This is a genomic window from Romboutsia sp. BSD2780061687b_171204_C1 (genome assembly GCF_015560225.1).
Taxonomy (GTDB): domain Bacteria; phylum Bacillota; class Clostridia; order Peptostreptococcales; family Peptostreptococcaceae; genus Romboutsia_C; species Romboutsia_C hominis.
Genome location: NZ_JADMRK010000018.1, coordinates 1 through 24,240, shown reverse-complemented (window position 1 = coordinate 24,240; position 24,240 = coordinate 1). Strand labels below are relative to the sequence as shown.

The 24,240-nt window shown below is 28.4% G+C and carries 24 protein-coding genes; 7 read left to right on the top strand and 17 right to left on the bottom strand.

The genetic code is table 11. The annotated features are described in order from the left end of the window. From I2H23_RS14565 to I2H23_RS14545, 5 genes are all read right to left on the bottom strand, one after another. The coding region (locus I2H23_RS14565; protein ID WP_195581968.1) for a type I restriction endonuclease at positions 1-422 on the bottom strand (422 nt) is incomplete at its 3' end. Positions 423-641: 219 nt separating this feature from the next. Then, entirely contained in the window at positions 642-1,277 is a 636-nt protein-coding gene (locus tag I2H23_RS14560) for a hypothetical protein (protein ID WP_195581967.1), read from the bottom strand. A 98-nt stretch (positions 1,278-1,375) separates the two neighbouring features. Next, the gene (locus I2H23_RS15625; protein WP_330615419.1) at positions 1,376-3,379 is read right to left on the bottom strand and encodes a hypothetical protein; all 2,004 of its coding nucleotides are present in this window, start codon (positions 3,377-3,379) and stop codon (positions 1,376-1,378) included. A 644-nt stretch (positions 3,380-4,023) separates the two neighbouring features. Next, positions 4,024-4,686: an N-acetylmuramoyl-L-alanine amidase family protein gene (locus I2H23_RS14550; protein ID WP_195581966.1), complete on the bottom strand. Its 663-nt coding sequence runs from the start codon at positions 4,684-4,686 to the stop codon at positions 4,024-4,026. A gap of 224 nt (positions 4,687-4,910) precedes the next feature. Then, positions 4,911-5,381, bottom strand: a complete 471-nt coding sequence (locus tag I2H23_RS14545) for a helix-turn-helix domain-containing protein (protein ID WP_195581965.1) — start codon at positions 5,379-5,381, stop codon at positions 4,911-4,913. 373 nt (positions 5,382-5,754) lie between these two features. Here I2H23_RS14545 and I2H23_RS14540 point away from each other — a divergent pair, with 373 nt between their 5' ends. Continuing rightward, on the top strand, positions 5,755-6,273 hold the full coding sequence (locus tag I2H23_RS14540; RefSeq protein ID WP_195581964.1) for an antirestriction protein ArdA: 519 nt from the start codon (positions 5,755-5,757) through the stop codon (positions 6,271-6,273). Between the two features lie 1,007 nt (positions 6,274-7,280). On the opposite strand, the gene I2H23_RS14535 is transcribed toward I2H23_RS14540, so the two are convergent. Then, positions 7,281-7,712 carry an OsmC family protein gene (locus I2H23_RS14535; RefSeq protein ID WP_195581963.1) on the bottom strand — a complete coding sequence of 144 codons (432 nt, stop codon included), beginning with the start codon at positions 7,710-7,712 and terminating at the stop codon, positions 7,281-7,283. A 259-nt stretch (positions 7,713-7,971) separates the two neighbouring features. On the opposite strand from I2H23_RS14535, the gene I2H23_RS14530 reads away from it, so the two are divergent. The 3 genes from I2H23_RS14530 (at position 7,972) to I2H23_RS14520 (ending at position 8,717) form a co-directional block, all read left to right on the top strand. Beyond that, positions 7,972-8,214, top strand: coding sequence for a DUF1659 domain-containing protein (locus I2H23_RS14530; protein ID WP_195581962.1), 243 nt, complete (start codon positions 7,972-7,974; stop codon positions 8,212-8,214). A gap of 28 nt (positions 8,215-8,242) precedes the next feature. Continuing rightward, positions 8,243-8,476, top strand: coding sequence for a DUF2922 domain-containing protein (locus I2H23_RS14525; RefSeq protein ID WP_195581960.1), 234 nt, complete (start codon positions 8,243-8,245; stop codon positions 8,474-8,476). Positions 8,477-8,561: 85 nt separating this feature from the next. Then, on the top strand, positions 8,562-8,717 hold the full coding sequence (locus I2H23_RS14520) for a YvrJ family protein (protein ID WP_271933394.1): 156 nt from the start codon (positions 8,562-8,564) through the stop codon (positions 8,715-8,717). A gap of 127 nt (positions 8,718-8,844) precedes the next feature. Here the strand turns inward: I2H23_RS14520 and I2H23_RS14515 are convergent, their stop codons facing one another. From I2H23_RS14515 to I2H23_RS14485, 7 genes are all read right to left on the bottom strand, one after another. Continuing rightward, positions 8,845-9,108: a Mor transcription activator family protein gene (locus I2H23_RS14515; protein ID WP_195581958.1), complete on the bottom strand. Its 264-nt coding sequence runs from the start codon at positions 9,106-9,108 to the stop codon at positions 8,845-8,847. An 85-nt stretch (positions 9,109-9,193) separates the two neighbouring features. Beyond that, positions 9,194-9,862: a dual OB domain-containing protein gene (locus tag I2H23_RS14510; RefSeq protein ID WP_195581957.1), complete on the bottom strand. Its 669-nt coding sequence runs from the start codon at positions 9,860-9,862 to the stop codon at positions 9,194-9,196. Between the two features lie 24 nt (positions 9,863-9,886). Then, on the bottom strand, positions 9,887-10,327 hold the full coding sequence (locus I2H23_RS14505) for a DUF488 domain-containing protein (RefSeq protein ID WP_195581955.1): 441 nt from the start codon (positions 10,325-10,327) through the stop codon (positions 9,887-9,889). Then, complete coding sequence (locus tag I2H23_RS14500; RefSeq protein ID WP_195581953.1) at positions 10,327-10,938, bottom strand: DUF488 domain-containing protein; 612 nt, start codon at positions 10,936-10,938, stop codon at positions 10,327-10,329. Before I2H23_RS14500 ends, I2H23_RS14505 begins: the two co-directional genes overlap by 1 nt. A gap of 316 nt (positions 10,939-11,254) precedes the next feature. Continuing rightward, entirely contained in the window at positions 11,255-12,535 is a 1,281-nt protein-coding gene (locus I2H23_RS14495) for a response regulator transcription factor (protein WP_195581951.1), read from the bottom strand. A gap of 398 nt (positions 12,536-12,933) precedes the next feature. Next, the gene (locus I2H23_RS14490) at positions 12,934-14,565 is read right to left on the bottom strand and encodes a hypothetical protein (RefSeq protein WP_243248324.1); all 1,632 of its coding nucleotides are present in this window, start codon (positions 14,563-14,565) and stop codon (positions 12,934-12,936) included. Between the two features lie 406 nt (positions 14,566-14,971). Beyond that, a complete protein-coding gene (locus I2H23_RS14485) occupies positions 14,972-15,721 on the bottom strand; it encodes a recombinase family protein (RefSeq protein ID WP_195581948.1) in 750 nt (249 codons plus the stop codon). Between the two features lie 397 nt (positions 15,722-16,118). Between I2H23_RS14485 and I2H23_RS14480 the strand changes: the two genes are divergently transcribed. From I2H23_RS14480 to I2H23_RS14470, 3 genes are read left to right on the top strand one after another with little or no spacing between them, the layout of a single operon-like run. Next, entirely contained in the window at positions 16,119-17,228 is a 1,110-nt protein-coding gene (locus tag I2H23_RS14480; RefSeq protein WP_195581946.1) for a hypothetical protein, read from the top strand. A gap of 9 nt (positions 17,229-17,237) precedes the next feature. Beyond that, positions 17,238-17,813 (top strand): hypothetical protein, encoded by a 576-nt coding sequence (locus I2H23_RS14475; protein WP_195581944.1) that lies wholly within the window; start codon positions 17,238-17,240, stop codon positions 17,811-17,813. A gap of 20 nt (positions 17,814-17,833) precedes the next feature. After that, positions 17,834-18,214: a hypothetical protein gene (locus tag I2H23_RS14470; RefSeq protein WP_195581943.1), complete on the top strand. Its 381-nt coding sequence runs from the start codon at positions 17,834-17,836 to the stop codon at positions 18,212-18,214. A gap of 99 nt (positions 18,215-18,313) precedes the next feature. On the opposite strand, the gene I2H23_RS14465 is transcribed toward I2H23_RS14470, so the two are convergent. The 4 genes from I2H23_RS14465 to I2H23_RS14450 form a co-directional block, all read right to left on the bottom strand. Continuing rightward, the gene (locus I2H23_RS14465; protein WP_195581941.1) at positions 18,314-19,513 is read right to left on the bottom strand and encodes a restriction endonuclease subunit S; all 1,200 of its coding nucleotides are present in this window, start codon (positions 19,511-19,513) and stop codon (positions 18,314-18,316) included. A gap of 15 nt (positions 19,514-19,528) precedes the next feature. Further along, on the bottom strand, positions 19,529-21,073 hold the full coding sequence (locus tag I2H23_RS14460; protein ID WP_195581939.1) for a type I restriction-modification system subunit M: 1,545 nt from the start codon (positions 21,071-21,073) through the stop codon (positions 19,529-19,531). 18 nt (positions 21,074-21,091) lie between these two features. Beyond that, a complete protein-coding gene (locus I2H23_RS14455) occupies positions 21,092-22,168 on the bottom strand; it encodes a Fic family protein (RefSeq protein WP_195581937.1) in 1,077 nt (358 codons plus the stop codon). A 206-nt stretch (positions 22,169-22,374) separates the two neighbouring features. Then, positions 22,375-24,240: type I restriction endonuclease subunit R, EcoR124 family (locus I2H23_RS14450; RefSeq protein ID WP_195581936.1), on the bottom strand; the 1,866-nt coding region annotated here is incomplete at its 5' end.

Here is a 24,240-nt window from a genome sequence, read left to right as displayed (position 1 = left end):
CGTTTTAATTCTATTTGAACAAGTGGTAGTCCATTTATAAGTAATGTAACATCATAACGGTTTGTATACTTTCCAACTACTGTTGTTTGGTTAGTTACTTGGAATCTATTTTTGCACCAATTTTGAGTGTCAAAGAATTCTATATATATCTCAGAACCATCTTCTCTTTCTAGTATAAACTTATCTCTTAGAATCATTGCACTTTGAAAAACTGACTTCCCTTCTACATGGCGAAGTATTCTTTCAAATTCTTTATCTGTGAATGGTTCATTGTTTAATTTCGATTTATTGTGTTCAAATAACTCACTTCTAAAGTTATTTTTAAGCTGTTCTTCATCAGCTATTGTTACTCTATTAAACCCTTGGTTTACAAGTTGTTTAATTAGATTTTCTTCTAATTGTGCTTCACTTTGATAACTCATATTCTCCTCCAATTTCATCTAAAAATTCGCTTCGCTTGAGCGACGTGTCGGCGAAACACTTCATGGCATCAACGACTTCGTACGTTGCTAAAATTCTTCTATGCATAGAGTTATTAAAGCTGTATAATTTATATATGAACTTAAAGCCACTGAGCGGGCAATTTACTTTAATAACGTTTTATAAACCACTTTAATTAAGCTGCTATTAATTAAGGTGGTTTATTTTATATCATCATAGAATTTAATGTATTGATTTAATATATAATTTAGTAGCTCTTGTTGAGTTACTCCACTATCTTTTAGATCTTCTGCTATTCTTTCAAATCCTTTTTGAACTTCTACATCTAGCTTTAAAGTCTTAGCTCTATAATCTCTTTTTGCTTGTTTGAAGTTATATATATCCCTTACTATATCTTCTTTTTTCTCTATATTACTTTCTGTAATATCTTTGTAATATTCATTTGGACCATCTAATATTGCCTTTATTCTATCTACGTTATCTATTAGATATATAAGGCTATTTTTTTGATTGGATGTTATTTCTAAGTTTGTAGTAATATTCTGTATTACTGGAATATTACTTTCTTCTTCCGGGGTAGTTTTTGTATTACTTCCTGTAATATTATTGTAATATTTCTTTTGTTCCCCCGCTTGTATATCAGTGTTTTCAAGGATATACTGCTTCTTACTCTGGCTATATTTGTATCCTATCTTTGAAAAGTTCTTACTTATAGTTTTTCTTGATAATCCTACTTCTTCTGAGAAAGCTGTTAAAGTTTTTCCTTCTTTTAGGATCTTGTTTACTAAATTTATTTGCTCTAATGTATCTAGTTTTTTGAATTCTGCTTTGTTCATTTTGTCACCTCCCACCAATATTACTTCTTGTAATATTATATATTACTTTTATTTATTTCTGTATGTTTTTAGTTTATAAATAATTAAAAAGAGAAGGATTACTCCTCCTCTTTTTTCTCTATATTATCATTAATTTTATTAAATTCGTCCTCTTTTATATAAATATTTAAATTTATGCTACCATAGCTTAATTTTCTTATCTGAACCTTTATATCCGTACACATCTCTAGATCTGGGTTAATTTTAGGACTATATATATATCCAATTTCACATTTAACTACATCTTTATCCTTTTCGAATAATGCTACTATAAATATTTTTTCATCTCTATTCTCTAAAATAAAATCTATATTTATATGTTTTTCAAACGTTAACATCAATTCAAATGAGTTTAAAAATTTTACATCATACCTATTTTCATTAAAATGATTATATCTATCACTGTAACTTTTATAAAAATGTATACAGTGACTAAATCCCTCTAGCTTATCATAATATATATATCCTTTAGGTTCAAAATTATAAAACTCTCTATCCTTGAATCGATCTCTACTCATCTTTAATGGTGTTAATAACTTATTATATTCAATAATCCCTTCTTCTACATCTTCATATTTAGCTTTTATTTCATCTATTGTATTTTCTAAATTCTCATATGCATTTGGGATTATATCTTTTTTAAATTTAGATAATAACTTACTGAAAAAAGGTTTATTTTCAATAGATTTATTATCTTCCTCTACGTATTCTTCTATACATTCTTTTTCTAATGATATAATATCGGTAGAGTTAAGAACAGTTTTAAATGCATCTATTTTATCATCAATAAATGTTAATGTTTCAATTTCATTTATTACTGATAAGTCTTCAATTCCTTTTTCTATTACTCTAATTGCATTATCCATATCATTCATATATCTATATATTAAATATAATCGTTCATAAGTAAATGCAGTGCTGTATCCTAACTCTATTGATTTTTCATAATTTAAGATAGCATCCTCAAGGTATCCGTCATTTTCTGCTTCTACACCTAGTATAGAGAATTGATACGATACATCTTGATTCTCTGTTAATTGTCTATACTTTTCTTCTTTTATTAATCTTTTTGTTTGATTTTCATCCCTTAGTACAAGTATCTTATTAAAATCGTCCTCAGCTATGTAAATCTTAAACTTTAATTTATCAAGAAATAATCCTGTAGCTTCAATTTTAATATTACTGCATAATTGCAACTCCTCATTAATTTTAGGTGCTTGAATATAGCATATTTCACCTACTTCAACCTTACCTTTATTTTCATAAATAGCATTAATAAATATTCTATCCTTTACTTTATTCATTTGTAACTTAGCTTTAACTTCAGTATTAAAGTTCATATTAGAATATAATGAACTTATATTATGTTTTGAGTCATATCTATTATTATAGTGTATGCAATGGCTGAAACCTTCTAAGTTATCATACATTACATATCCTTCTATATTCTCTGTAGTAAATTCAACGTCATACATACTATATTCTGTATGATTTGCCTTTGTGAGAATTGGTAATTCATCTATAGTAATTAAGTAATCTAGGTCATTAACATATACTTCTTCCTCATTGCTACGTATTTTTTTTTCACTAAATCTATCCTCTTTGAGTTCTGTAGGGTTATATCCTTCTCTTTTTACTGCAGTATATTCTATTTCATAATATTTAGTTTTGTTTTCTAATTTGTTCTCCTCATATAGATCTTCATAATCATTTACTCCAATACTGTATCCATTATAATTAATAGGTCTATAACTTTTACTTTTGTAACTGCTACTCTTAACCTTATAACTACTTCCTTTGCTTTTGTAACTACTACTATTAATCTTATAGCTGCTTCCAGTTGTTGATTTAGATCCTTTATATGATGTTCCTACTGAAGTAATGCTAGTAGTAGTCTTTCTATAAACTTTATTATATAGAGATTTAGAAGGTTTTTTTATCATTCCCATCCCCTTTTTCCCATAACCTGGGCTAGTTATCTTTTTTACACTCCTCGTAACTCTACCTGTTGTCCTTGATGAGATACTTTTCTTTACACTTGGTTTTCTTATTCCAATCTTCATAAATGTCTCCTTATTTATGTCTTTTTAAATATCTATTATACTATATATTGATAAGAGTTAATTTATATGTTGGGGTCAAAAACTCTGTGGTTCGCAGATTGTAGCAAAAACCGCTACAGACTGTGATACCAGACTAAAAACCTTCTACTACTTCTAATATTTAAGCTTCATTTCTATTATATTTTTTCATTTATTTTTTTCCTTTTTCCTAATATTACTTTTTGTAATACATTTATATTACTACTTGTAATATACTATATTACTTTTATATTACTCTACCTGTATATGTTGCTATCTCTTTGGTCTGTATGATAGGTTATTGGTTGGTATCCCACATTGGATAAAATCATTGCTCCGCTATCCAATGCTATTTCATACTAGCTTTTACGAAAAACTATAGTCCTATAAATTTTCTAAAATGATTATCTAACTTTTCTCTTTGTTTTCCATATATTTTGTTGCTTATTTTTTCTAATTCTTTTGAAAGCTCCACAGCTGTTAATTCTCCATTAAATTTCTTCTCATATCTCTATCTCTAGATATCAAATATTCACTTTCTTTTTTTATACGTCTATACTCCTAGTAAAATATTTCTATATTTTATAATAACAACTTTAATATTTTTTGAAAATACATCTATCACGCTATATTATATATGCATCTCTAAATCCTTTATTTTTAGCTTCTTTAACCTGATTAATAGCATTATTTTTATCTCTATAAGCGCCAATACAAACCTTATACAAATTATATTCCTCAATCTTTTGTAAATCATATAAATCTCCTAAATTATCAGTAATAACCTTAGCTATAGCCTTAATTTTAGTGCCATCTTTTAAATCTCTTTCAGCTTTTTTATTTGATATAAAATCAACCTCAATTAAACATGCTGGCATCTTAGTATTTTTAAGTACAGTAAAATTTTTATTATACTTAACACCTCTATTTCTAATATCTAAAGTCTTTGAAATATCATCACAAACACATTTTGAAAAATTATTTAACTTACTATTATCTCCATCATATTGCCAAACCTCAACACCTCTAACACTTCTATCAGTTGTTGAATTAATATGAATAGATACAAAATAATCTGCTCCAAACCTATTTGCAATCATAGCTCTTTCAATTAAAGAAAGATACTTATTACTAAATCTTGTAAACTTATAATCTAAGTCATAGCCTTTTAAAATCTTATCAATTTCACATCCAATATTTAAAACTATATCAGCCTCACAAGTTTTATTTGGTCCAATGGCTCCTGGATCCTTGCCTCCATGCCCTAAATCAATAACTAACTTTCCCATAAAAATCCCCTTTTCATTTTTTATATTTAATTTATTTATCTAAATTATAAAATTTAAAGTAGGTTTTATGGTTAAATGTAACCAAGTTACTGAAACTTCAAAAAATAAAGTACAAAAAAATAATAAAACCTAAGCTATTTTTTAATATTTAGAATTTCAACATTGGTATCTTAATTTAAAGTATTAAAAAAAGCTCGTATTTTAGCTTGTACGAGCTTTTAAACTTATTTACTATCATTTGTGCTAAAAGCAAAACTTTTAAGTTCTATACCCTTAATTTCACCACTTATCCAACTATCTTTTGACTTTTCTTCCTTTGCATTCATACTATCAACTTTCTTTCTAGACCCTGTACCTTTAACCTTAGCCTTTTTAGTATTTATTTTCTTATCACTTTCTTTTAATGCCTTTTGCTTGGCTTTCTTCTCTTGTTTCTTCTTATAATCTTCAAGCTTCAAAGTTCCAAAGGTTCTAACCATAGCCTGCTCTGTTATAATCCAAGTTCTCCCCATTTTCTTTACATCTTCACCAATAACAAACTTATCACGTGCAACTTGCTTTCTTAAGCATGAATCATCTATGCCATAAATCTCAGCAACTTCAAGAAATGTATATAATCCCTCAAAGCTCCCAATTGTTCCACTATATGTACTAACTCCCTTTGAGCCACTGCGTGAGCAAACTTCCTTTGCCATAATACCACCTCTTAATAAATAATCTATTTTTAATATTCCCGTATACGTACTCTTTTAGACTTTTAAACTATTATATATATTCAATACCTCGCTACAAATACATTTATATTTTCACTTGAACGTGACAAATTACTATAAAAATATTTTACTTACCCTTCACGTAAACGTGATATATTTAAAATTTATATACAAAAATAATTCACGTATTCGTGAATTATTTTTTGGTAATTTCTTCATTAAAAGCTTGCTGATAAGCATTTTTATAACTACTTAAAACCTGGTATTTTCAATGATCACATACATATTTTTCACTTATAAAGGACATAATATAACTATAGAAATAAAATAAAAAATTCATCTAAGGAGTGAAAAAATGCAAATATATATAGCAGATTTAGATGCTTATAATAATGGTTGTTTAAAAGGAGAATGGATTGAACTTCCTAAAGAAAATGAAGAAATAGAAAAAGCAATTTTAAGACAAAGTAAAAATGGTCAAAGTGATTTTGCAATTCACGACTACGAACTACCTTTTGAAATAGGAGAATACACAGATCCAATAAAAGTAAATAAGCTATGCAAAGCAATAGAAGATTTAGATTTAAATAAATATTTAATAGAACATCTTGAATACTCTTATGGAATTGACATTAAAAATACTGATATACATACACTTAAAAATTATTTAGATGAAGTTTATACACTGGATGCCAGTGATAACTATGAATTTACTAAAAACTATCTATATGAGTTTTACGAGGAACTAATGCATAATATGCCTTGGGAGATATTTTACAGCATAGATTACAATACTGTATTCGATAAATTACAAATGACAATGAATATTACGAAAAATCCTGATGATAGTGTTTATTACTATTCATATCAATAAATACATATTTAAAAGCTCCTTAGCTTTACCTAGGAGCTTTTAATATCTCAACAGAAATAAATCTTTCCTAAAAGCTCTATTAAAACTAGCATTGGATAGCGGAGCAATGGTTTTATCCAATGCGGAGTACGAAGTCATAAGATATCATACCGACACCAAGTAACTCAACTCATATGTTTATAGGAGCCTATGATTTAGAAAAATCAATGCACTAATTTATCTAAAACGTGGAGGTTCAATAAACTATTTAACCTAATGCACTTAAAACAACAACATTAGGGCATTGGGCGACGGGGCAGTGAATGGCTATCCCATAAGCTACGAACACGTACGAGCGGATAATATACGAAGCAGACTTGATATGCAATATGATGTTTGCGAAGTATTTTAGGAGCGAATAGTGTGAGTGCGTTGGGATTAGTCAGAGGGGCAAGGCCGAAGGCCAATCTTTTCGGTATCAAAATAAGCAATTTATAAAAAAATAAGCTAACAAATGGCCATAAATTTATGGTAATAGGAGGTTTTGAGTTAGCGATTGTAGTGGAAATCCTTTTGAGCGCTCTTTGCTCAAAAGATTGGAACGAAAAGCGCGGTGGCGATAGCCAAACTCCAAAAGTATTAAAAATAAGTATATCAACAACAACTACTACAATAGAATGACTTAATAAATTTAATTTCACATATGCTAAAAAACAAATACCATATATAGCAATCCTACAAACAAATTAATTGTATATAGTATTAAAATTTCAAAATAAAAATATAAAAGTAACCTGATCATCAACCAAAATATTAGGATTAATCAATGAACTAGGTTTTTAGTCTGGCATCACAGTTTGCAGTGCTTTTTGCTGCAATCTGTGATGCCAGGCTAGACCCCATAGATTTTGACCCAAAGATATAAATAAAGATAGTTGATGTAGGAGTGGTTTTTGCTCCTACTTCAACTATCCTCATCTACTATTTCTTAATCAACTATATTTACTCTAGCCTCTGAAATATCTATATTAATCAATAACATATCTTGTATTTATCTTAACACCATTTTCTATACAATCTCCAACTGGACAAGACTTTTCAATAGTATTTATAAGCTTATTTATCTTAATCTCTGAATCACTAGATTTTACATGGAAAGTTACTCTTATCTCTTGATAGCCAGGTCTAATACCTTGTACTCCACTTAATCCTCTTAAATCTAAATCACCTTCTAATTCAACATAGAAATCCTCTAAATTCACTCTCATTTTGCTGGCAATCATTCTAGCCATTATACACTGACAAGAACCTAGAGCACATAATAAAGCTTCTACTGGATTCATCGCTTCATCATTTCCTCCAAGGTCCTTTGGTTCATCTAATATTAATTTAAAATTTCTTGATATTGACTCGACTTTTACCCCTTCTTTTAGATGAGATATTGCCTTAAAAGTTTCCATAGCTTTCCCCCTCCTTAAAACTTATATATATAATATATTTCTATGAAAAATATATATTTCTGTGAAAAATATATATTTCCTCTATACCTTCACCTGAATATTATTTTTACAGAAAATCTCATAAATAAATAATATTCAGATATATTTTAGGACTTAAAACTAATCTCCTAATACAATGAACTTAAATAAAGCAAATAAACCTTATAACTAGGTTAATTGCTTAAAATATAACCCTAAGTGGCTCAAAGGAGGAAATAAAATGTTAAACGAAAGATTAGTTTCCGAAGTAACAGAAACAAAAGATGCTTCTTCATTAAAAATAAGATTTGACTGTGGCTTAAATGATGAAGGAAAAACAATAGTAAAATCAAGAACATACTCAAATGTAAAACCAACAGCAACAGCTCTTGATGTTTACAACGTGGCAGAAACATTAGAATCACTTCAACAACATACTATGTTGTCAGTAGTAAAACAAGATAGCACAAACTTAAGCGCATAAAACCAATTAAACAAAGGAGGAGTAAAAAATGGGAGAAATAGAAGTAAAACTTTTAATGACATTCTCAACAAAAAGTGGTAAAAAGGTAAGCCTATATATAACAGATCCAAGAGCAGATTTAACAGAATCAGAAATAAAGGCTGCTATGGATGTTATAGTTTCTAAGAATATATTTGCACCTAATGGAGAAGATTTACAAGCTCCAGTAGAAGCAAAAGTTGTTCAAACAGAAACTACAGAATATGACCTTGTAGTTGCATAGCACTTGTAATATCTCTAAGAAATGTCCCTCTGAGTTTATGAGGGGCTTTCTTAGCAATTTTAGAAGTATTTAGGAGGAATAAGTCGTGGAATTAGATTTAATGCAGTTAGTGGCTAATCTAGGCTTTCCTGCTATAGTGACCATGTATCTATTGGTTCGTATCGAAGGGAAACTAGAAAACCTAAGCATAAGTATCAATTCTTTAAATTCAAATATTAGTGAATTAAACAATAAAATGTAAAAGGCTACACATCCTCAAATAGGTGTGTAGCCTTTATTTCCTAAAAACTAGAATTTTATAAAATCTAAGTATTTATCATAACTTTTAAAATCAATAATTGTCAATTCCAATATAAAGTAAAAATTACCTAAGCACTCTTTTTATGCTTATTTATAATAGCTCTTATATAACTTTCAGACATATTGTATTTAATAGCCAACTCCTTATGATTGAAGCCATTGTAATCAGCTATGATAGATCTATCTCTAGCCTCTTTGTATATCATTTTTTCAGTAGGAAAGTACACAGATGTCCCTCCAAATTCTTTAAATAAAGCCTTAACTTTGTCTATTCCAAGCTCCATAGCTATATTTTCAAATTGTGGAGGTAAGTCGCTTATTTTTAATTCCATAAAATATCCTCCTATAAATTTATTTATAGTTGATATTCTTCAAATAATATATTTTCCCTACAAAATATATTTAAAATTATATTGGTTAATATGCAATATAACATTGTGGCTCTATAACTGCTGCTATTAACTTATAATGATTTCCCTTATATTCTTCACCTAAGCTAATTACTAATTTCACACCATAAAAGTTACGTCCATTGTAATCACTTGTTATATCATTATAATATTTTTCAGTAAAACTAATATCTTTTATAGTTAAACTATTGTACCATTCGCCATTGTATTTTACGTTCGCCCATAAATCTGTATCATTTTTTCTCTTTACTTTTACAATTTCTGGTTCTATTAGCACTAATGAGTTTACATTCTCAATCTCTTCTAAATCATTTCTTGATATTGAGTTTGATGTATTGAAAAATATCTTATCTACATCATCAATTATGTTATTTAAATCATTTAAATTTCTTTCTTCTAATTTTAGTAGATAATACCTATCATCTAAAATATAGTTCTCTGGCTGATATAAAATTTTATTTTCACCTGATATTTCTTTTACCCTAACTCTTATTACATCTAATATTTCTGCCTCAGTATTATCTTCATAAATTAAATCACTTGGTTTTATAGCATTATGTATAGTATCATCTTCTGATATAAGCCTAATCCATTCTCCTGTATTTATGTCTTTACCTGCAATACAATAGTTATAGTGTTTTCTTGACTTAGTTAAAAGAACTATGTCTTTATTCATTGATAACTCCCCCTAAGCACTATTTTATAAATGTTTTATTTGTATATCGTATTTTCTGTTAATATATTCTACTAATATTCTTCTATGACATTCATTTTCTAAGGGTTCACTGCATAGAAAACAACTGCCTTCTTTTAATATATTCTGTTCTTCTAAATATTTATATATATCTCTTTCTTCTAATAATTTAATATATAATTTTTCATATTCATCCCATGTAATATTTTTTTTCTTATAGTTATCTAAAATTTCTTTAGTTGGTGCAAATATAAGTTCATGAGAGTAATCTATATCACATATTCTAGATAAAAAAAATTCCAAATCTCTTCCCTTAGAAAAACCCGCTAATTGATTAGAATTATTTAGCCTAATATCATAAACTTTACTAACATTGTTCTTTTTTAAAATTGTAAAAAATTGTTCAGCTGACTTCTTTGTAAAACCAATTGTATATATATTCACCATTACTCATCTCCTTTATATCCAATCTCTTTATTTCTTAATTTATAAGCTTCATTTATAAGCTCTTCATCAGATTTACTCGATAAGTTCATGTCAGGAATTAAAGCTATTTGATTTCTATCAGGATAATATACTTCTAATAAATCCTTTTCAATATCTTCTTGTAATTTATACTCATTTTCATTAATTATATTAATAACTGTATACCCTAAATCTTTGAAATTCCTACCAACCAATATACATCTATGGCATTCCTCTGGCTTTTTCTCTGTACACATAAATGCTATATTATAACCTTTTTCTAATCCAACTTTTATACGTTCTATACCTGCTTTAAAATCAAGATCATATTTTACTCTTTCAAAATCAACATAACCTTCTCTCGTATATACATCTCTCGAAGATCTTCTTGCCCCAAACTCTTTTCCCATATAAATATAAGTAATGTTATTAGATTTTAGTACAGCCTTAATAGAATCTTTATTATACTGTGTGCTATATTTCGAATAAGGCGTAGACCTAACATCGACAATACAATTAATATTATAAGCTTTTAAAAGACTAATAAAATAATCTAAGTCATAAGTTGAATGACCAACCGTAAATAAATTCATTGAATACACCTCCCTCACCAAGTACCACAAATTTATAAAGAGCATTTCATTGCACCTTGTAAAGAAGGTACCAAGTACCACAAATTTATAAAGAGCATTTCATTGCACCTTGTAAAGAAGGTACCAAGTACCACAAATTTATAAAGAGCATTTCATTGCACCTTGTAAAGAAGGTACCAAGTACCACAAATTTATAAAGAGCATTTCATTGCACCTTGTAAAGAAGGTACCAAGTACCACAAATTTATAAAGAGCATTTCATTGCACCTTGTAAAGAAGGTACCAAGTACCACAAATTTATAAAGAGCATTTTTACCTATAAGTTCCAATAGTTTTTTATTGTTCTAATTGATTTTCCTATAACTTCAGAAATTTCTTTTTGTGTCATCCCCTTATTTTTCAATGCTTGTATCTCATTTATTAGATTTTGCTTATCTTGTTGCCTTTTTGTTAATCCTTGTTCATTTCTTGGTGTTCTTCTCTCATTATTTCTTCGATATTTTTCATCTATTCCAATTATTGTTTTCATATGCTTTTGTTCAATAATTGTAATTCCTAGTCTATCAATTAAGGTTTCATTCTTATACCAATAACCTTCTTTATCTCTCATGCCTTTAGAAACTCTCTTACGTTCACCACTTCTTATCCCTTGCTCATAAGCTATAAACTTATCTATGGCCTTTGGTATACATCTTAAAACAGCTTGTACCTCTGTTTCCTTAAGTGGCTCAGTAAATGCACTATTAAATTCTATAACTACATTTTCAAGTTCATAAGTATCTCTAATATAAATCCCTTTCCAATATGCATAACAATGTAAGGCCATGTTCCTACAGCCTGTCATATCATACTTTCTAAGTCTACATAAAGTTTCTAAATCATTAGCTCTTTCCATATGTAAACTATATGAGTTAAAGAATCTATTACAAATAACTTTATTATCAATTTTCTTAACCTGTTGCATCTGTAATTGATGTGTCTTAGGTTTATAATTTAAATACTCTTCTCTTAATTCATACATTGAGTATTCTATTTCATTGTCTATATATAAAACCTTACAATCTGTATCACATCTTGAATTTATAGTTCCAGGTAATCTGAGTACCCTGGCACCATCTGTAGCTCTTCGATCAGCACCTAAATGCTTTAAATTGTAATATATATAATCTTGCAGTTCTTGCCATGTATTTAATGCTCCATAAGGAGCATTTTGTATCCTCCAATAAAGATGTACTCCTCTTCCACTATCTGTTACCATAGTTGGTTTTGGTATTTTACCTTCATAATGTAATATCCATATCATATAAACTGTTTCAGTTTTTTCTAAACCTAGACTCTCACAATCTATATCTTGGAATAAAGCCCTAAATTGTCTTATATTTTCTACTCTTCTTTTTGGTAGATACATTGTATTTGGCGCTAGAAATACATCTTCTTTTTTATGTAATTCCTCTACAATATCTCTTAATCCATCATTTTTAGTATTATATATTTTAATGGTTTTTTCACCATTGTACTCATCATTTAATTTTAATATTTGAATATAACCATCTGTACTTTCATCATATAGATGGTCACAAAACTTTGTCATTTGCATAAAAAAATTCCCCTCTATTTTCAGTATGTTGACACTAAAGATAAGGAGATCTATCAGACCTTTTCATAATAATTAATGCTTAATATCATTTAAGTTTCTTATTTTATGAATAATTTTTTATATTGATTTGAATTTCAAAATTATTGATATATTAGAATTATTATGTTAATATTAATACATAATAACAATATAAAAAATTCTCTGATGAGAGTTCTCTCTTATCAAGAGTGCTATATAAAAAGCTAGGAATAAGTCGCCAAACTTATATGATTCCTGGCTTTTTGCTTTTTTATTTTCGATTTCTTTACTTAAATTTTAACATAAATCTATATTTTAGTATATATAATTTAATATTATAGTGAATTATACTATTTTCTAAAATATATATTATTAAGTTATTAGTCTGCACATAAATCTTTTTCTATTATACCTCTTAATGTACTAATCATTTCCTCATCTTTAGGCGCCACTATGTACTTTCTTTTTTTAACAATAGGTTCTATTATCTCTACTAACATATTATTTGCATAGTTTCTTTTATTTGAACTTGCAAACATATCTTTCAACTTTGAACCCGTTAACTTTCCATGTAAATTTTCAACAATTTTTTTTACTTCTTCCTCAGTTAATAAATAATCTATAGCAAGATTTGAAAACTGTCTTTCAATTATGCTTACCATTTCTTTAGCATCATCTTCTATAAAGCAATCTAAAACTTTCTTAGTTGCCCCCGATGCTATACTTCCACCTGTTAGAGCACCTAAAAGCCCTCCAACTACACCTCCAACAGCAGTTCCTACTATTGGAACCATAGATCCAATTGATGCGCCTGCTGCTGCTCCACCTACCCATCCAGCAGTCCCTCCAGCTACACCTGTGGCTGTTGTTGTTACATTTTTAAATAATTGAGCCCCAGATATTCTTCCTCTAAATATATTTACTACATCTACTGATGATATTACAGCTACTGTTACAACACCAGTAATAACATTTCCTCTTAACAACTTAGATACATTGTTCATAGCAGCTGCACCATATATATTTGGACCACTACGGAAAGCATTAGCTATTTGTGCGGCTGCTTTAGGACCCATCTGCTTAACTATAAAATCAGTAGACCCTCTTAATGCACTATTCATACCTGTTCTCGTTAATTGACTCGATAATATACTTGTTACAAATGTAACTCCTCCAACTTTTAACCCTGCAAATGCTGCGTTCTTTAGAGCTATGTCAATAGATTCTCCACTCCACACATATGTAGCAAAAGTTATAAGAGCTGATACACCCATTGCGCTCCCTGCAATTACAACTCCATTTACTGCATCATAAGTTAATGACTCTACTGTCCCAAATTTAGCTATATTTTTGGCCTGTTCATATGTGAAATGTCCTTTTTTAACTATATCCTTAGCTTTTGCTGGATCTGTAATTCCTTTCACTTGTCCTTTTTTTATTCTATTCTCCATGGATTTAATCGCATCTTCATATTTATCTGAGGGTACTTCTATTTTCATTGGATTTCCATCTGAACTTATATATTTGAATTGTCCATCCTTGAAGCATTCCGAAATGCATTTAGACCCTGACTTACAATACTTTGATTGTATTTCAACTCCATTGACTAGTCTATCAGCTCCATACTTTGCATTGTTATCTCCGATAATCTTAGCTTTTTCTCCTATAATTTTATCAGCTAGATGATTTGCCCTTTCAGCTGCAAATCCATGACCTCTAGGAGTATTAAATTTATCCATTCCATAATTTATATTAGTTGTTTCTACACTTCCTAAAATTGTACCTGTTATTTCAATTTCTTGTAAGTCTATTTTTTTATTTATTTCGAGTATAGTCCTATCTATATTATATTGATTTTTTTCAAGATATTTTTCACATATTTTTGAGCTAACCCCAATTGATTCTTGTATCTTTTTTACTACATCTTGTTCTCTAGTTTTTTTATATTGTTTCAAAACAAATGTTAATCTTTCTAGCTCTTTTGTTTTTTCATTATCACTTAAATTACCCATAAATCCTCCTTGGTTCTTTATATTATATACCAAAGTTATTATAACTCTTTTTTATAATATCAATTAACGTTAAATGCCAACTTGTGTTTTTTCGAAGAAATGCATCACAATCATCTTAACATTAGTCATCCCAATGAATATATAATTTTAAAAAACAAATACTTAACTTATTTGACTTTTATACTACCATCTTTACTAATTTAACTTAAGAAAAATAGTACAGAAATGATGTGCCTACACTACTAGAGTAACAAAGAATATGACACATAACTATTCTAAATTTTTAGTGCATCTTTAAATTCTCAAAATTTCCATTTTATACTTAAAATTAATCCAAGTTAATATTAATAAATCTCTTACATACTCAATGTATTTTCAAATTAATATTTGAACGTTTCTTATAATTTTATACCTTATTAACTTTGTTCCATATATACCTAGATACTATTGGTTCTATATCTAGTACAACATCATTTTTTTCTTTTTTTCCATGATACTCAAATATCCCAATGTAATTTTTATTTTTTAATATATAATCGACCTTTTGCTTTGAAAATCCATATTTGTTACCTATTTTAGCTAGTGACATCCCTTTAGATCTTAATTTAAATATATCTTTAACTATCTTAGCCTCTTCTTCATCTACTTCAAACTTCCCATCTTTATTTACTTTATATCCAAGTGCTGGCTTGCCACCAACCCATCTATTTTCATTAAGTCTTGCTATTCTTCCATTTCTAGTTCTCTCATTGATGACAGCTCTTTCAAACTCTGCAAAGCTTCCTAGCATTTGTAAAAATAACATCCCTTGTGGTGTTGAAGTATCAAACATCTCAGTAACGCTTACTAAGGCTACTTCATACTCTTGTAATTCATAAATCATAGCTAATAAATTATATAAACTTCGGTGTATCCTATCGTTTTTATAGACTATAATCATACATATATCATTTTCTTTAACATAGTTCATCATTTCATAATACTCTGGTCTATCTGTTGACTTTCCTGATACAGCTTTATCTATAAATATCTTGTCTATATCAATATCGTGAAGTTTTGCATACATTCTTATTTTATCTTCTTGGTCCTTAAGCGAGGTATTGTCTACTTGCATTAAGGTAGATATTCTACAATATCCTACTGCTCTTTTTTTCATATAGCCCTCCAGATGCAATTTCTTAATGTCTTTTCAATTAATTTTTATATTTAATAATAAATTAATAATGCAATTTGAACACAAAAAAGTAAAGTTTGTCGGCTCAAACTTGACCTTTTTAATTTAATAAATACTATAACTCTAAGTATTTTCAATATACATATTTAAAATATCATCATTTATTTTTTAATTCCTATATCTAATATTTTAATTTATTTATCAATATTTGTCGAATATATAAAATAGTTTCACTATTCCACTATAATATTTTTAAAAATTTTCTGCTTATATAGACTTTATTTGCACTTCTAAAGTAATTCTTATTCTCTAGTTATAACTATTTTATATGATATAATGTTGTTGACTATATTTGAACAATATCAGAAGGGAGATTGCCATGTCAGATACTATGGTTAAAAGGGATCTAAAAATAGAAGATATATTATTGGAAAGAGATTTTCATAGATTAAATTCAAATACATTAAGGATAATTGGTGTACTTATGGAGAAAGGCTATGAAGGAACAGATGATTTATATAAAGATAAGGATAATATATATATAAATGAATCTGCTTATGCTATATTAAAGTCAAAGATATTTGCATGTAAAACATCAATAAAATACTGGGGATTATCTAGAATTGATAAGTTAGAAAATAGAAATGCTCTTATAGAAACTATTGAGTCTTGGGATTTTTATAATAATAATAAAATAAATGAGTTGGAGCCTAAAGTAAAAAATAAATCACTTGAAACTCCAACAGCATATACTTGTCTAAAGATAGAAGATGAAATTTACTTAATGAGGTTTATCGTTCCTTGTGGGAATAAAAGGGATGATGATGGAATTAGCGATACTAAGATAAGACAATATAAGAATGTTGTATGTTTTATAAATATTAAGTATGGATATATAGAAATAAGAACAGAATCAACATATGCAGAGCGTGTCATAGAAGTATTGCAGTATAAATTAAACTTAAATGGAGTAAGAACTCTTCCTATTCTAGGTCATTTTAATAATAATATAGAGGATTTTAAGGATTCATTTGAGAATGCCAAATTTATAAATAGCAAATCTATTCCAGAATTTGATTTTGATATAAGTGAAGAAGATAGCGAAATGTTAGTAGAGGTTCTATTAATATTAGAAGATTTTATTACAAATAATAAAGATGAAACTTTCTTAGATGAATTAAAAAATATAAATTTCAACGATAATAGTAATGGATTTATACCTTTACTACTAGCTGGGCTATGTGGCATTGGTTTTTCAACCAGAAAAACAGACATACGTGATATAACAAACCAGCCTATGTATAAGATTATAGAGCCTTATTTAACTCATCAAATTGGAATGCTTCATGTAACTGATGATGATACAGGACAAACGTATAGCTTACAAATTAGTTTAAAGAATAACAGTATAGCATTTAAAAGTGCACTAACAGATGAAAGATTTATAAAAATTGTAAGAAATAAGTTACTAAATATAGAGGAGGAATAATTAAAAATTATGACTAGTGTAGGAATTGAGGAAGCACTAAGAACTATGGCTCTAAAAAATATAAAGCGATTTTATATAGAGCATCTCATAAATTCATATAACATAGAGATTAGTGTAGCCGCAACTATGCTATATGAATTTTCACAGAGATCAGATAGATTAAAACTAAAATATGAACTTAGATGCTCTAACTGTATTAATATAATGTCTGAATTTGATAATATATTCGACATAAAAAAAGATACTGAGATAGAGTGTGAGGATTGTGGATTTAGTAATATTATAGATTCTAACAATATTTATATAGTGTACTATATATCTAAGGAGTACAGAGAAGAGATTCAGAATTTATCAAAGCAACTTAAGAGCTCAAGAAGAGATCGTAATAGAAATAAAAATAAAATATCTGCTCCCAGTAGTGTGCAAGTTTTAGAAAAAATGAATGCTTTTAAAGTTTCAACTAATGATAATGCATACCAATTACATTATCATTATCATGCACATCAAGGAGCTCAGTATATAAATAATGGGCAAACTGCTTCAATGGGAGACCATGCATTTGCATCTGAATTTGAAATGGCATAACAATATGGAGGGAATTTAGTATGAGTGGAAAATATGTAAATAATGGACAAGTGGGTGCAATGGGGGATTATGCATCTGCAAGTAATTTTACCTTTGGTACACAAGTAAATGATAGCTTTAAATTAACAAAAAATGATTTAGATACTCTAAATAAATTAGTTGAAAATTTAGCTGGCTATAATGGGAAAGAAGCAAAAAAATCAGAAATAATGAATGCTTCAATCATAATACAGGAATTAGCTGAAAGTGTAGAAGAAGATAATATAAATGAACAAAATAAGTCTATAAGTAAGTGGAAATCATTTATCAATGATGCTACTCCTGCTGCAATAGATGTTATAAATGTAGTATCATCAGGTATTAGTATGGCAGAACAAGTTAAAACATTTCTAGGTTTATAAGCTTCTGTATATATTAAATATTCTGTATGTAAAATTAATACTAATGTAAATAAAATAGAGTAAATGAAATTTCATTTACTCTATTTTTTAATTATGGTATTAAACAAACATCTGTTGCAATAATCCTTTTTTATATTCATTTAAAGAATTTAATTTTTCTAGTTCTTTTAGAATTTTTAAATCTATATTTAATAATAAATTTCCTATTTTACTTTGCTCATCTTTATGTGGTACAAATAATTTTTGTTCAGATACACTTTTTGTATTAATTCCTAACTGAGCAGACCCTGTTACCTTTCTTTTCAGCTGATTATTTATTAATGGTGAATTTATTTGATAGCTCATAAATAAGCTAAAATCATTATTAAATCTAATTCTATAAACATGATCTCCTAGAACATATTTATTGTCTTCATGTATATATGCTGTTTTACCAATTATAAAACCTCCACCTATATCATCTTTAGGCATAACTAAATCACCCTTTAATAATATGTCTTCTGAGTCTTCTGTTTTCTTATGAGCTAATATATTTCCATCTGAGTTTACTGATCCCATATCCATAATTACATAGTCTCCTGATGCTGATAATAACTTTCTCTTCCCCGCATAAATAGTAGCTATCTCCTCAAGCTTCTTCTCTTCCCACTCAGGATAATCTCTCCCCTCATCATCCTTAAACCTTAACTCTCTGCTAAAAATCTTTTGCATCATACCCTTCTTATACTCTTTAAGAGTCTCAACCTTCTCACTTTGAAGAGAAATCTTATCATCAATTAAAGAAAAGAAAGAAGCTATTTTTTCTTGTTCTTCAAGATTTGGTAATTTAACTCCACAGTCACCAATATCCCCTAAGTTTATCTTTTTAGGAAAAGCTACATGTATAATTCTTTTATTTAATTCCCTTTTAAAATATTTACTTGCTATACATTTTGTTAGAAATAAACTATTTACTTTTTCAGTATATGATCTTATCAATGCAACACTCACATAGTAAGCTAAGTCTTCCTCTCTATCTACAATTGCAGTTGCACCTATTTCACCTGCTGTAATTCTAGTCATAAAAATATCATTAAGTTGTGGTTTTATTTTAAAATTTTTGTTGTAATCTTCTTCACTAATATATTTATTGACTTTATATATATTATTTATATTTTCTACACTTACAAACTTTACACCATTGTTAGTGTACTTAGGTGTTTGATGTGTTCCATCATAAATATCAGATATCTCTCCTAATTTCTTACTTTCCCAATCTCCACTAAACTCCTTAAATCTAAGTTTCGGTGTCTTATTCATATCATCCACCTCCCCTTATAATCCAAGCTCTTTTAAGTAAACTGCTAACTCATCATCAATACTAGCTATCTCTTTGTCAATACTCGCTATTCTCTCACTAACAGCAGCTAAATCTATTGGCTCTTCTTCTTCAAAAGTATCAACATATCTTGGTATATTTAAGTTGTAATCATTCTCTTTTATCTCATCCATTGAAGCTACATAACTGTATTTATCAATAGTTTCTCTCTTCATATAAGTATCAACTATCTTTTCAACCTGAGCATCAGTTAAATTATTTTGATTCTTTCCTTTTTCAAATTCATTTGAAGCATCTATAAATAAAATGTTATCTCCATTTTCTCTACACTTCTTAAACACTAATATAACTGTAGGTATACTTGTACCAAAGAATATGTTAGCAGGAAGCCCTATAACTGCATCTAATACGTTTCTTTCCTCTATTAGATACTTTCTTATTACTCCTTCTGCTGCACCTCTAAAAAGTACACCATGAGGAAGTACAACTGCCATTGTTCCTTTATCATCTAATTGATGAATCATATGTTGAACAAATGCAAAGTCTGCTTTTGATTTTGGAGCTAATTTTCCATAAGCACTAAATCTTTCATCATCTAAAAACTTAGAGTCTGCACTCCACTTAGCTGAGTAAGGTGGATTTGCAACTATCGCTTCAAATTTCATACCCTCATGCTCTGGATTTTCTAATGTATCATCATTCTTTATATCAAAGTTTGTATAGTCTACATCATGAAGTAACATATTCATACGAGCTAAGTTATAAGTTGTTGATGTAAGCTCTTGTCCGTAGAACTTTCTAACATTAGCTTCTTTCGCTACACGAAGTAGAAGGGAACCTGACCCACAAGTTGGGTCATAAACATCCTTTAAGTCAGTTTTTCCAACTGTTACAATCTTTGCTAATATCTTTGAAACTTGTTGTGGAGTATAAAATTCTCCCGCCTTTTTCCCTGCATTTGCAGCAAATTGAGATATTAAATATTCATAAGCATCTCCAAGTACATCTATTTCAGAATCTTCATGTGCAAAGTCTATTTCTGCTATGTTAGCCATTACTTTAGCTATTAATTTTGAACGGCTTTTTACGTCTCTTCCTAGCTTTGTAGAAGCTAAGTCCATATCATCAAATAAATGGTCAAAGTCTTCTTGACTATCTGCTCCTAATGTAGATTCTGTTATATCATTTATTGCTCCTTGAAGCATTTCTATATCAAATTTTCCGTCTTCTATTGATTTAAGTAATGTAGAGAATAAATATTCTGGCTCTATGAAGTATCCTAATTGCTCTAAGAACTCTTCTTGTAATCCTTCTCTATATTCTTCGTCAGCCCAAGCCTCTTCATAGCTTATTTCATCTTCTGATAATAAGTCTATTGCTTTGTTTTCAACTTTTTCACTAAGATATCTATAGAATATTAATCCAAGAATATAATTTTTAAATTCATTAGCTTCCATATTTCCTCTTAGGTCATTTGCTATTGCCCAAAGTCTTGTGTGAAGCTCTCTTTGTTGCTCTTGTTGTTTTTCACTTGTTTGCATTTTAAGTTCTCCCTTATATTAATACATTTCTGTACCTATAAATACTTTATAAATTCTATCGTATCTGTATTCTTTTTTACGACCTCTTGATATATCTACTAAGATACCTAAATCTAATAATTGATTTATAACCCTAGCAATAGTACTTGGAGCTAAATCAGTTTGCTCTTCAATATACTTCTTTGTAAATACAACTTTATTCATCATTATTGGGAATACAGTGTGTATTGAACCACCTTTTATACTTTTAATTTTTTCATGGTCTTCTTTATAAATATTTTTAATTATCTCTAGTTTTCTTATATAGTTGCTACATTGGTCAATTGTACACTGCATAAAGAAACTTATGAAAGATTCTAAATTACCTCTTCTAGTGTTCATTAATGCTCTTTGATATCCAAGTTTATTTACTTCTATTATTTCTGATAAATAAAGTATTGGTCTATCATCGCTTAGGTATGCCATTTGTATAGGTATTAAAGCTCTTCCAAGTCTACCATTACCATCATTGTAAGGATGTATAGTTTCAAACTGTGCATGAGATATTGCAACATTAACCAATACTGGATCTATATAAGCATCATTCATATATTCATATAAATTAATTAAATCTTCAATTACATCATCTGGACTTGGGGGTATAAATGTAGCTTGCTCTATACCTGCACCTCTAGGTCCTATCCAGTTTTGAGTATCTCGTATTTTTCCTGGTGATTTTGTAGACCCTCTACCACTATTTAAAATTATCCTATGCATCTCATTTACAAGATTCATAGTAATGCCCTTTTCTTTAATAGCTTTAGTTGCATACTCTATTGATTTTGTTAGGTTTTTAATCTCTAAACTATCATCATTTTCCTCTATTATATCTAGTGAGAAAATATCTTCATGGGAAATCTGAGTACCTTCAATCTGTGTAGATTTATAACTATCACTTCTTAATACTGACTGTAAAAATAGTTCTGCTTCAAATTCCAATGTATTTAAAATAGCTTTGTATTCTCCATACTTTGCAGAAGCTTCTCCAAGTAATATCATTAAATCTTTATCTATTTTGTACCCCGCAGGTAATTTTTTCACTTTATACGGTTCCATAAAAAATCACTCCAATCTATTTATAACTATATTATACATCAAAACAAGATTGTTTATTACTTGTTTTTTTATATTATCGACTCTAAAAATAAAAATAAGTAATACAAAAACTCATTTTTTATAAAAAACGAATTTTAAAAACTTATAATATATTATTTTTCTAAAAAATAAATAAGCAGGGAATTTCCCTGCTTATATTAAATTATTTATATATTATATTTTGCTACATGCTCATATACAAAACTTTTAACTTGTTCTACTTTCCTTTTTCTTTCTAAAAACTTTGGCTTAAGTTTTTCTTTTACTTCATTACTAATTTCTTCACGATTTATAATTCCACAGTACTCATACTCCGCTACTGAATCACTTATAAAATCTGCACTTAATCCTATTTCCTCAGCAAAGTAATTTACTTCTTGGATTCTTTTATGTGCTTCAAACTTTGAATATTCAAAGTCTACATCACAGTTTTCGGAAAGCTGTGGAACTACTTTTTCTAAAAATTCTTTTAGTAAGTCTACTTTAAGCCTTAAGTCCATATTACCTGCTCTATCTAGCTCTGTAATTATATTTTTTATATCTTTATCTCTTTTTTCTTTGCTTGAAAAATCTATATCTTTTATTAAGTTCATGATATATCCAACGTTGATTTTATCAGAATGCATAAGCTCTATACCAAAGTCTACATCTAATAAAATTGATGTTTTTTCATCTTGTGTTTTCCTTACCATCTCATATATTGTAAAGTATTTACTTTTGTAGTCTTGATATTCTTGGTTACTTATTTGAAGTTCACTTTCTTCAAATTCAAATTCTACAAAGGTTTCTAATTTTACTAATATTTTTGATAGCTCTCTAAAGGCTAATATAAATTTCTTTTTAGATTCTTCACTTTCAAGACTATCTACATCCTGTGGTGTAGGTGTTAAGGTTTTTAGTTTCTTAAGCTCTGCAAACCATCTATCTAAGTAGTATTCATAGTTTTCCATTAATACTACATCTGTTGTTTCTGTTTGTGAGAATAGTTTTAGTGCATCATCTGTATTTTTCTTTAAATTTCTATAGCAAACTATATTCCCATAAGGTTTAGTTGATTTTTCTACCCTATTAGTTCTTGAATATGCTTGTACTAAATCATGGTATTTTAAGTTTTTATCAACGTATAGTGTGTTTAGTGTTTTACTATCAAACCCAGTTAAAAACATATTTACAACTATTAATATATCTATTTTTGCACTCTTTACTTTTTTAGATACATCTGCAAAATAACTTGAGAATGTATCTGTACAGTAGTTAGTATCAAATATTTTGTTATAGTCTGTAATAATTCTCTCTAAAGAATCTCTTGAGTGTTCATCTTTTCCTTCAAGGTCTTCATTAGCTCCAAAACTAAATATACCAGCTATTTTTAAATCATGGTCTAGTTCTTTGAACTTATCATAGTACTTTACAAGCATTGGGATACTCTGAACAGTTAATATTGCTGTATATTCTTTATTTCTAGTTTTTCCATTATGATTTTCTATAATATGGTCTGCTATATTTTCTATTCGTTTGTCTGCCATAAATACTTCTTCTTTATCTATTGCAGCTACTCTTGTATCATCACTTTCATCTATATCACCATCAAATGTTTTGATATATTCAACTGAAAATCCAAGTACATTTCCATCACTTATTGCATCTTTTATTAAATAAGTGTGTAAGCATTTTTCAAATAAATCTGCCGTAACTCTACCTTCTTGGCTTCTATTTTCAAAGAATCTTGGTGTACCAGTAAACCCAAAGTATTGAGCATTTGTAAAATGTTTATTTATGGCTTTATGCATATCTCCAAATTGAGATCTATGGCATTCATCTATTATAAATACTACTTTTTCTTCTCTATATTGGTCCATTATTTTAGCATATTTATCATTTTTTATAGCATTAGCCATCTTTTGTATTGTTGTAACTATAAGTGGCTTATTTATATCTTTTATTTGCTTAACTAAAGTATCTGTTCTATCAGTTGTATCAACGCTATCAGGCTCAAATTTATTGAACTCTGCTATTGTTTGAGAGTCTAGGTC

What these genes read in the sequence shown, in the direction of transcription:
- I2H23_RS14560 (WP_195581967.1), bottom strand. Translation starts at nt 1,277, where the DNA reads ATGAACAAAGCAGAATTCAAAAAACTAGATACATTAGAGCAAATAAAT.
- I2H23_RS15625 (WP_330615419.1), bottom strand. Translation starts at nt 3,379, where the DNA reads ATGAAGATTGGAATAAGAAAACCAAGTGTAAAGAAAAGTATCTCATCA.
- I2H23_RS14550 (WP_195581966.1), bottom strand. Translation starts at nt 4,686, where the DNA reads ATGGGAAAGTTAGTTATTGATTTAGGGCATGGAGGCAAGGATCCAGGA.
- I2H23_RS14545 (WP_195581965.1), bottom strand. Translation starts at nt 5,381, where the DNA reads ATGGCAAAGGAAGTTTGCTCACGCAGTGGCTCAAAGGGAGTTAGTACA.
- I2H23_RS14540 (WP_195581964.1), top strand. Translation starts at nt 5,755, where the DNA reads ATGCAAATATATATAGCAGATTTAGATGCTTATAATAATGGTTGTTTA.
- I2H23_RS14535 (WP_195581963.1), bottom strand. Translation starts at nt 7,712, where the DNA reads ATGGAAACTTTTAAGGCAATATCTCATCTAAAAGAAGGGGTAAAAGTC.
- I2H23_RS14530 (WP_195581962.1), top strand. Translation starts at nt 7,972, where the DNA reads ATGTTAAACGAAAGATTAGTTTCCGAAGTAACAGAAACAAAAGATGCT.
- I2H23_RS14525 (WP_195581960.1), top strand. Translation starts at nt 8,243, where the DNA reads ATGGGAGAAATAGAAGTAAAACTTTTAATGACATTCTCAACAAAAAGT.
- I2H23_RS14515 (WP_195581958.1), bottom strand. Translation starts at nt 9,108, where the DNA reads ATGGAATTAAAAATAAGCGACTTACCTCCACAATTTGAAAATATAGCT.
- I2H23_RS14510 (WP_195581957.1), bottom strand. Translation starts at nt 9,862, where the DNA reads ATGAATAAAGACATAGTTCTTTTAACTAAGTCAAGAAAACACTATAAC.
- I2H23_RS14505 (WP_195581955.1), bottom strand. Translation starts at nt 10,327, where the DNA reads ATGGTGAATATATATACAATTGGTTTTACAAAGAAGTCAGCTGAACAA.
- I2H23_RS14500 (WP_195581953.1), bottom strand. Translation starts at nt 10,938, where the DNA reads ATGAATTTATTTACGGTTGGTCATTCAACTTATGACTTAGATTATTTT.
- I2H23_RS14495 (WP_195581951.1), bottom strand. Translation starts at nt 12,535, where the DNA reads ATGCAAATGACAAAGTTTTGTGACCATCTATATGATGAAAGTACAGAT.
- I2H23_RS14490 (WP_243248324.1), bottom strand. Translation starts at nt 14,565, where the DNA reads ATGGGTAATTTAAGTGATAATGAAAAAACAAAAGAGCTAGAAAGATTA.
- I2H23_RS14485 (WP_195581948.1), bottom strand. Translation starts at nt 15,721, where the DNA reads ATGAAAAAAAGAGCAGTAGGATATTGTAGAATATCTACCTTAATGCAA.
- I2H23_RS14480 (WP_195581946.1), top strand. Translation starts at nt 16,119, where the DNA reads ATGTCAGATACTATGGTTAAAAGGGATCTAAAAATAGAAGATATATTA.
- I2H23_RS14475 (WP_195581944.1), top strand. Translation starts at nt 17,238, where the DNA reads ATGACTAGTGTAGGAATTGAGGAAGCACTAAGAACTATGGCTCTAAAA.
- I2H23_RS14470 (WP_195581943.1), top strand. Translation starts at nt 17,834, where the DNA reads ATGAGTGGAAAATATGTAAATAATGGACAAGTGGGTGCAATGGGGGAT.
- I2H23_RS14465 (WP_195581941.1), bottom strand. Translation starts at nt 19,513, where the DNA reads ATGAATAAGACACCGAAACTTAGATTTAAGGAGTTTAGTGGAGATTGG.
- I2H23_RS14460 (WP_195581939.1), bottom strand. Translation starts at nt 21,073, where the DNA reads ATGCAAACAAGTGAAAAACAACAAGAGCAACAAAGAGAGCTTCACACA.
- I2H23_RS14455 (WP_195581937.1), bottom strand. Translation starts at nt 22,168, where the DNA reads ATGGAACCGTATAAAGTGAAAAAATTACCTGCGGGGTACAAAATAGAT.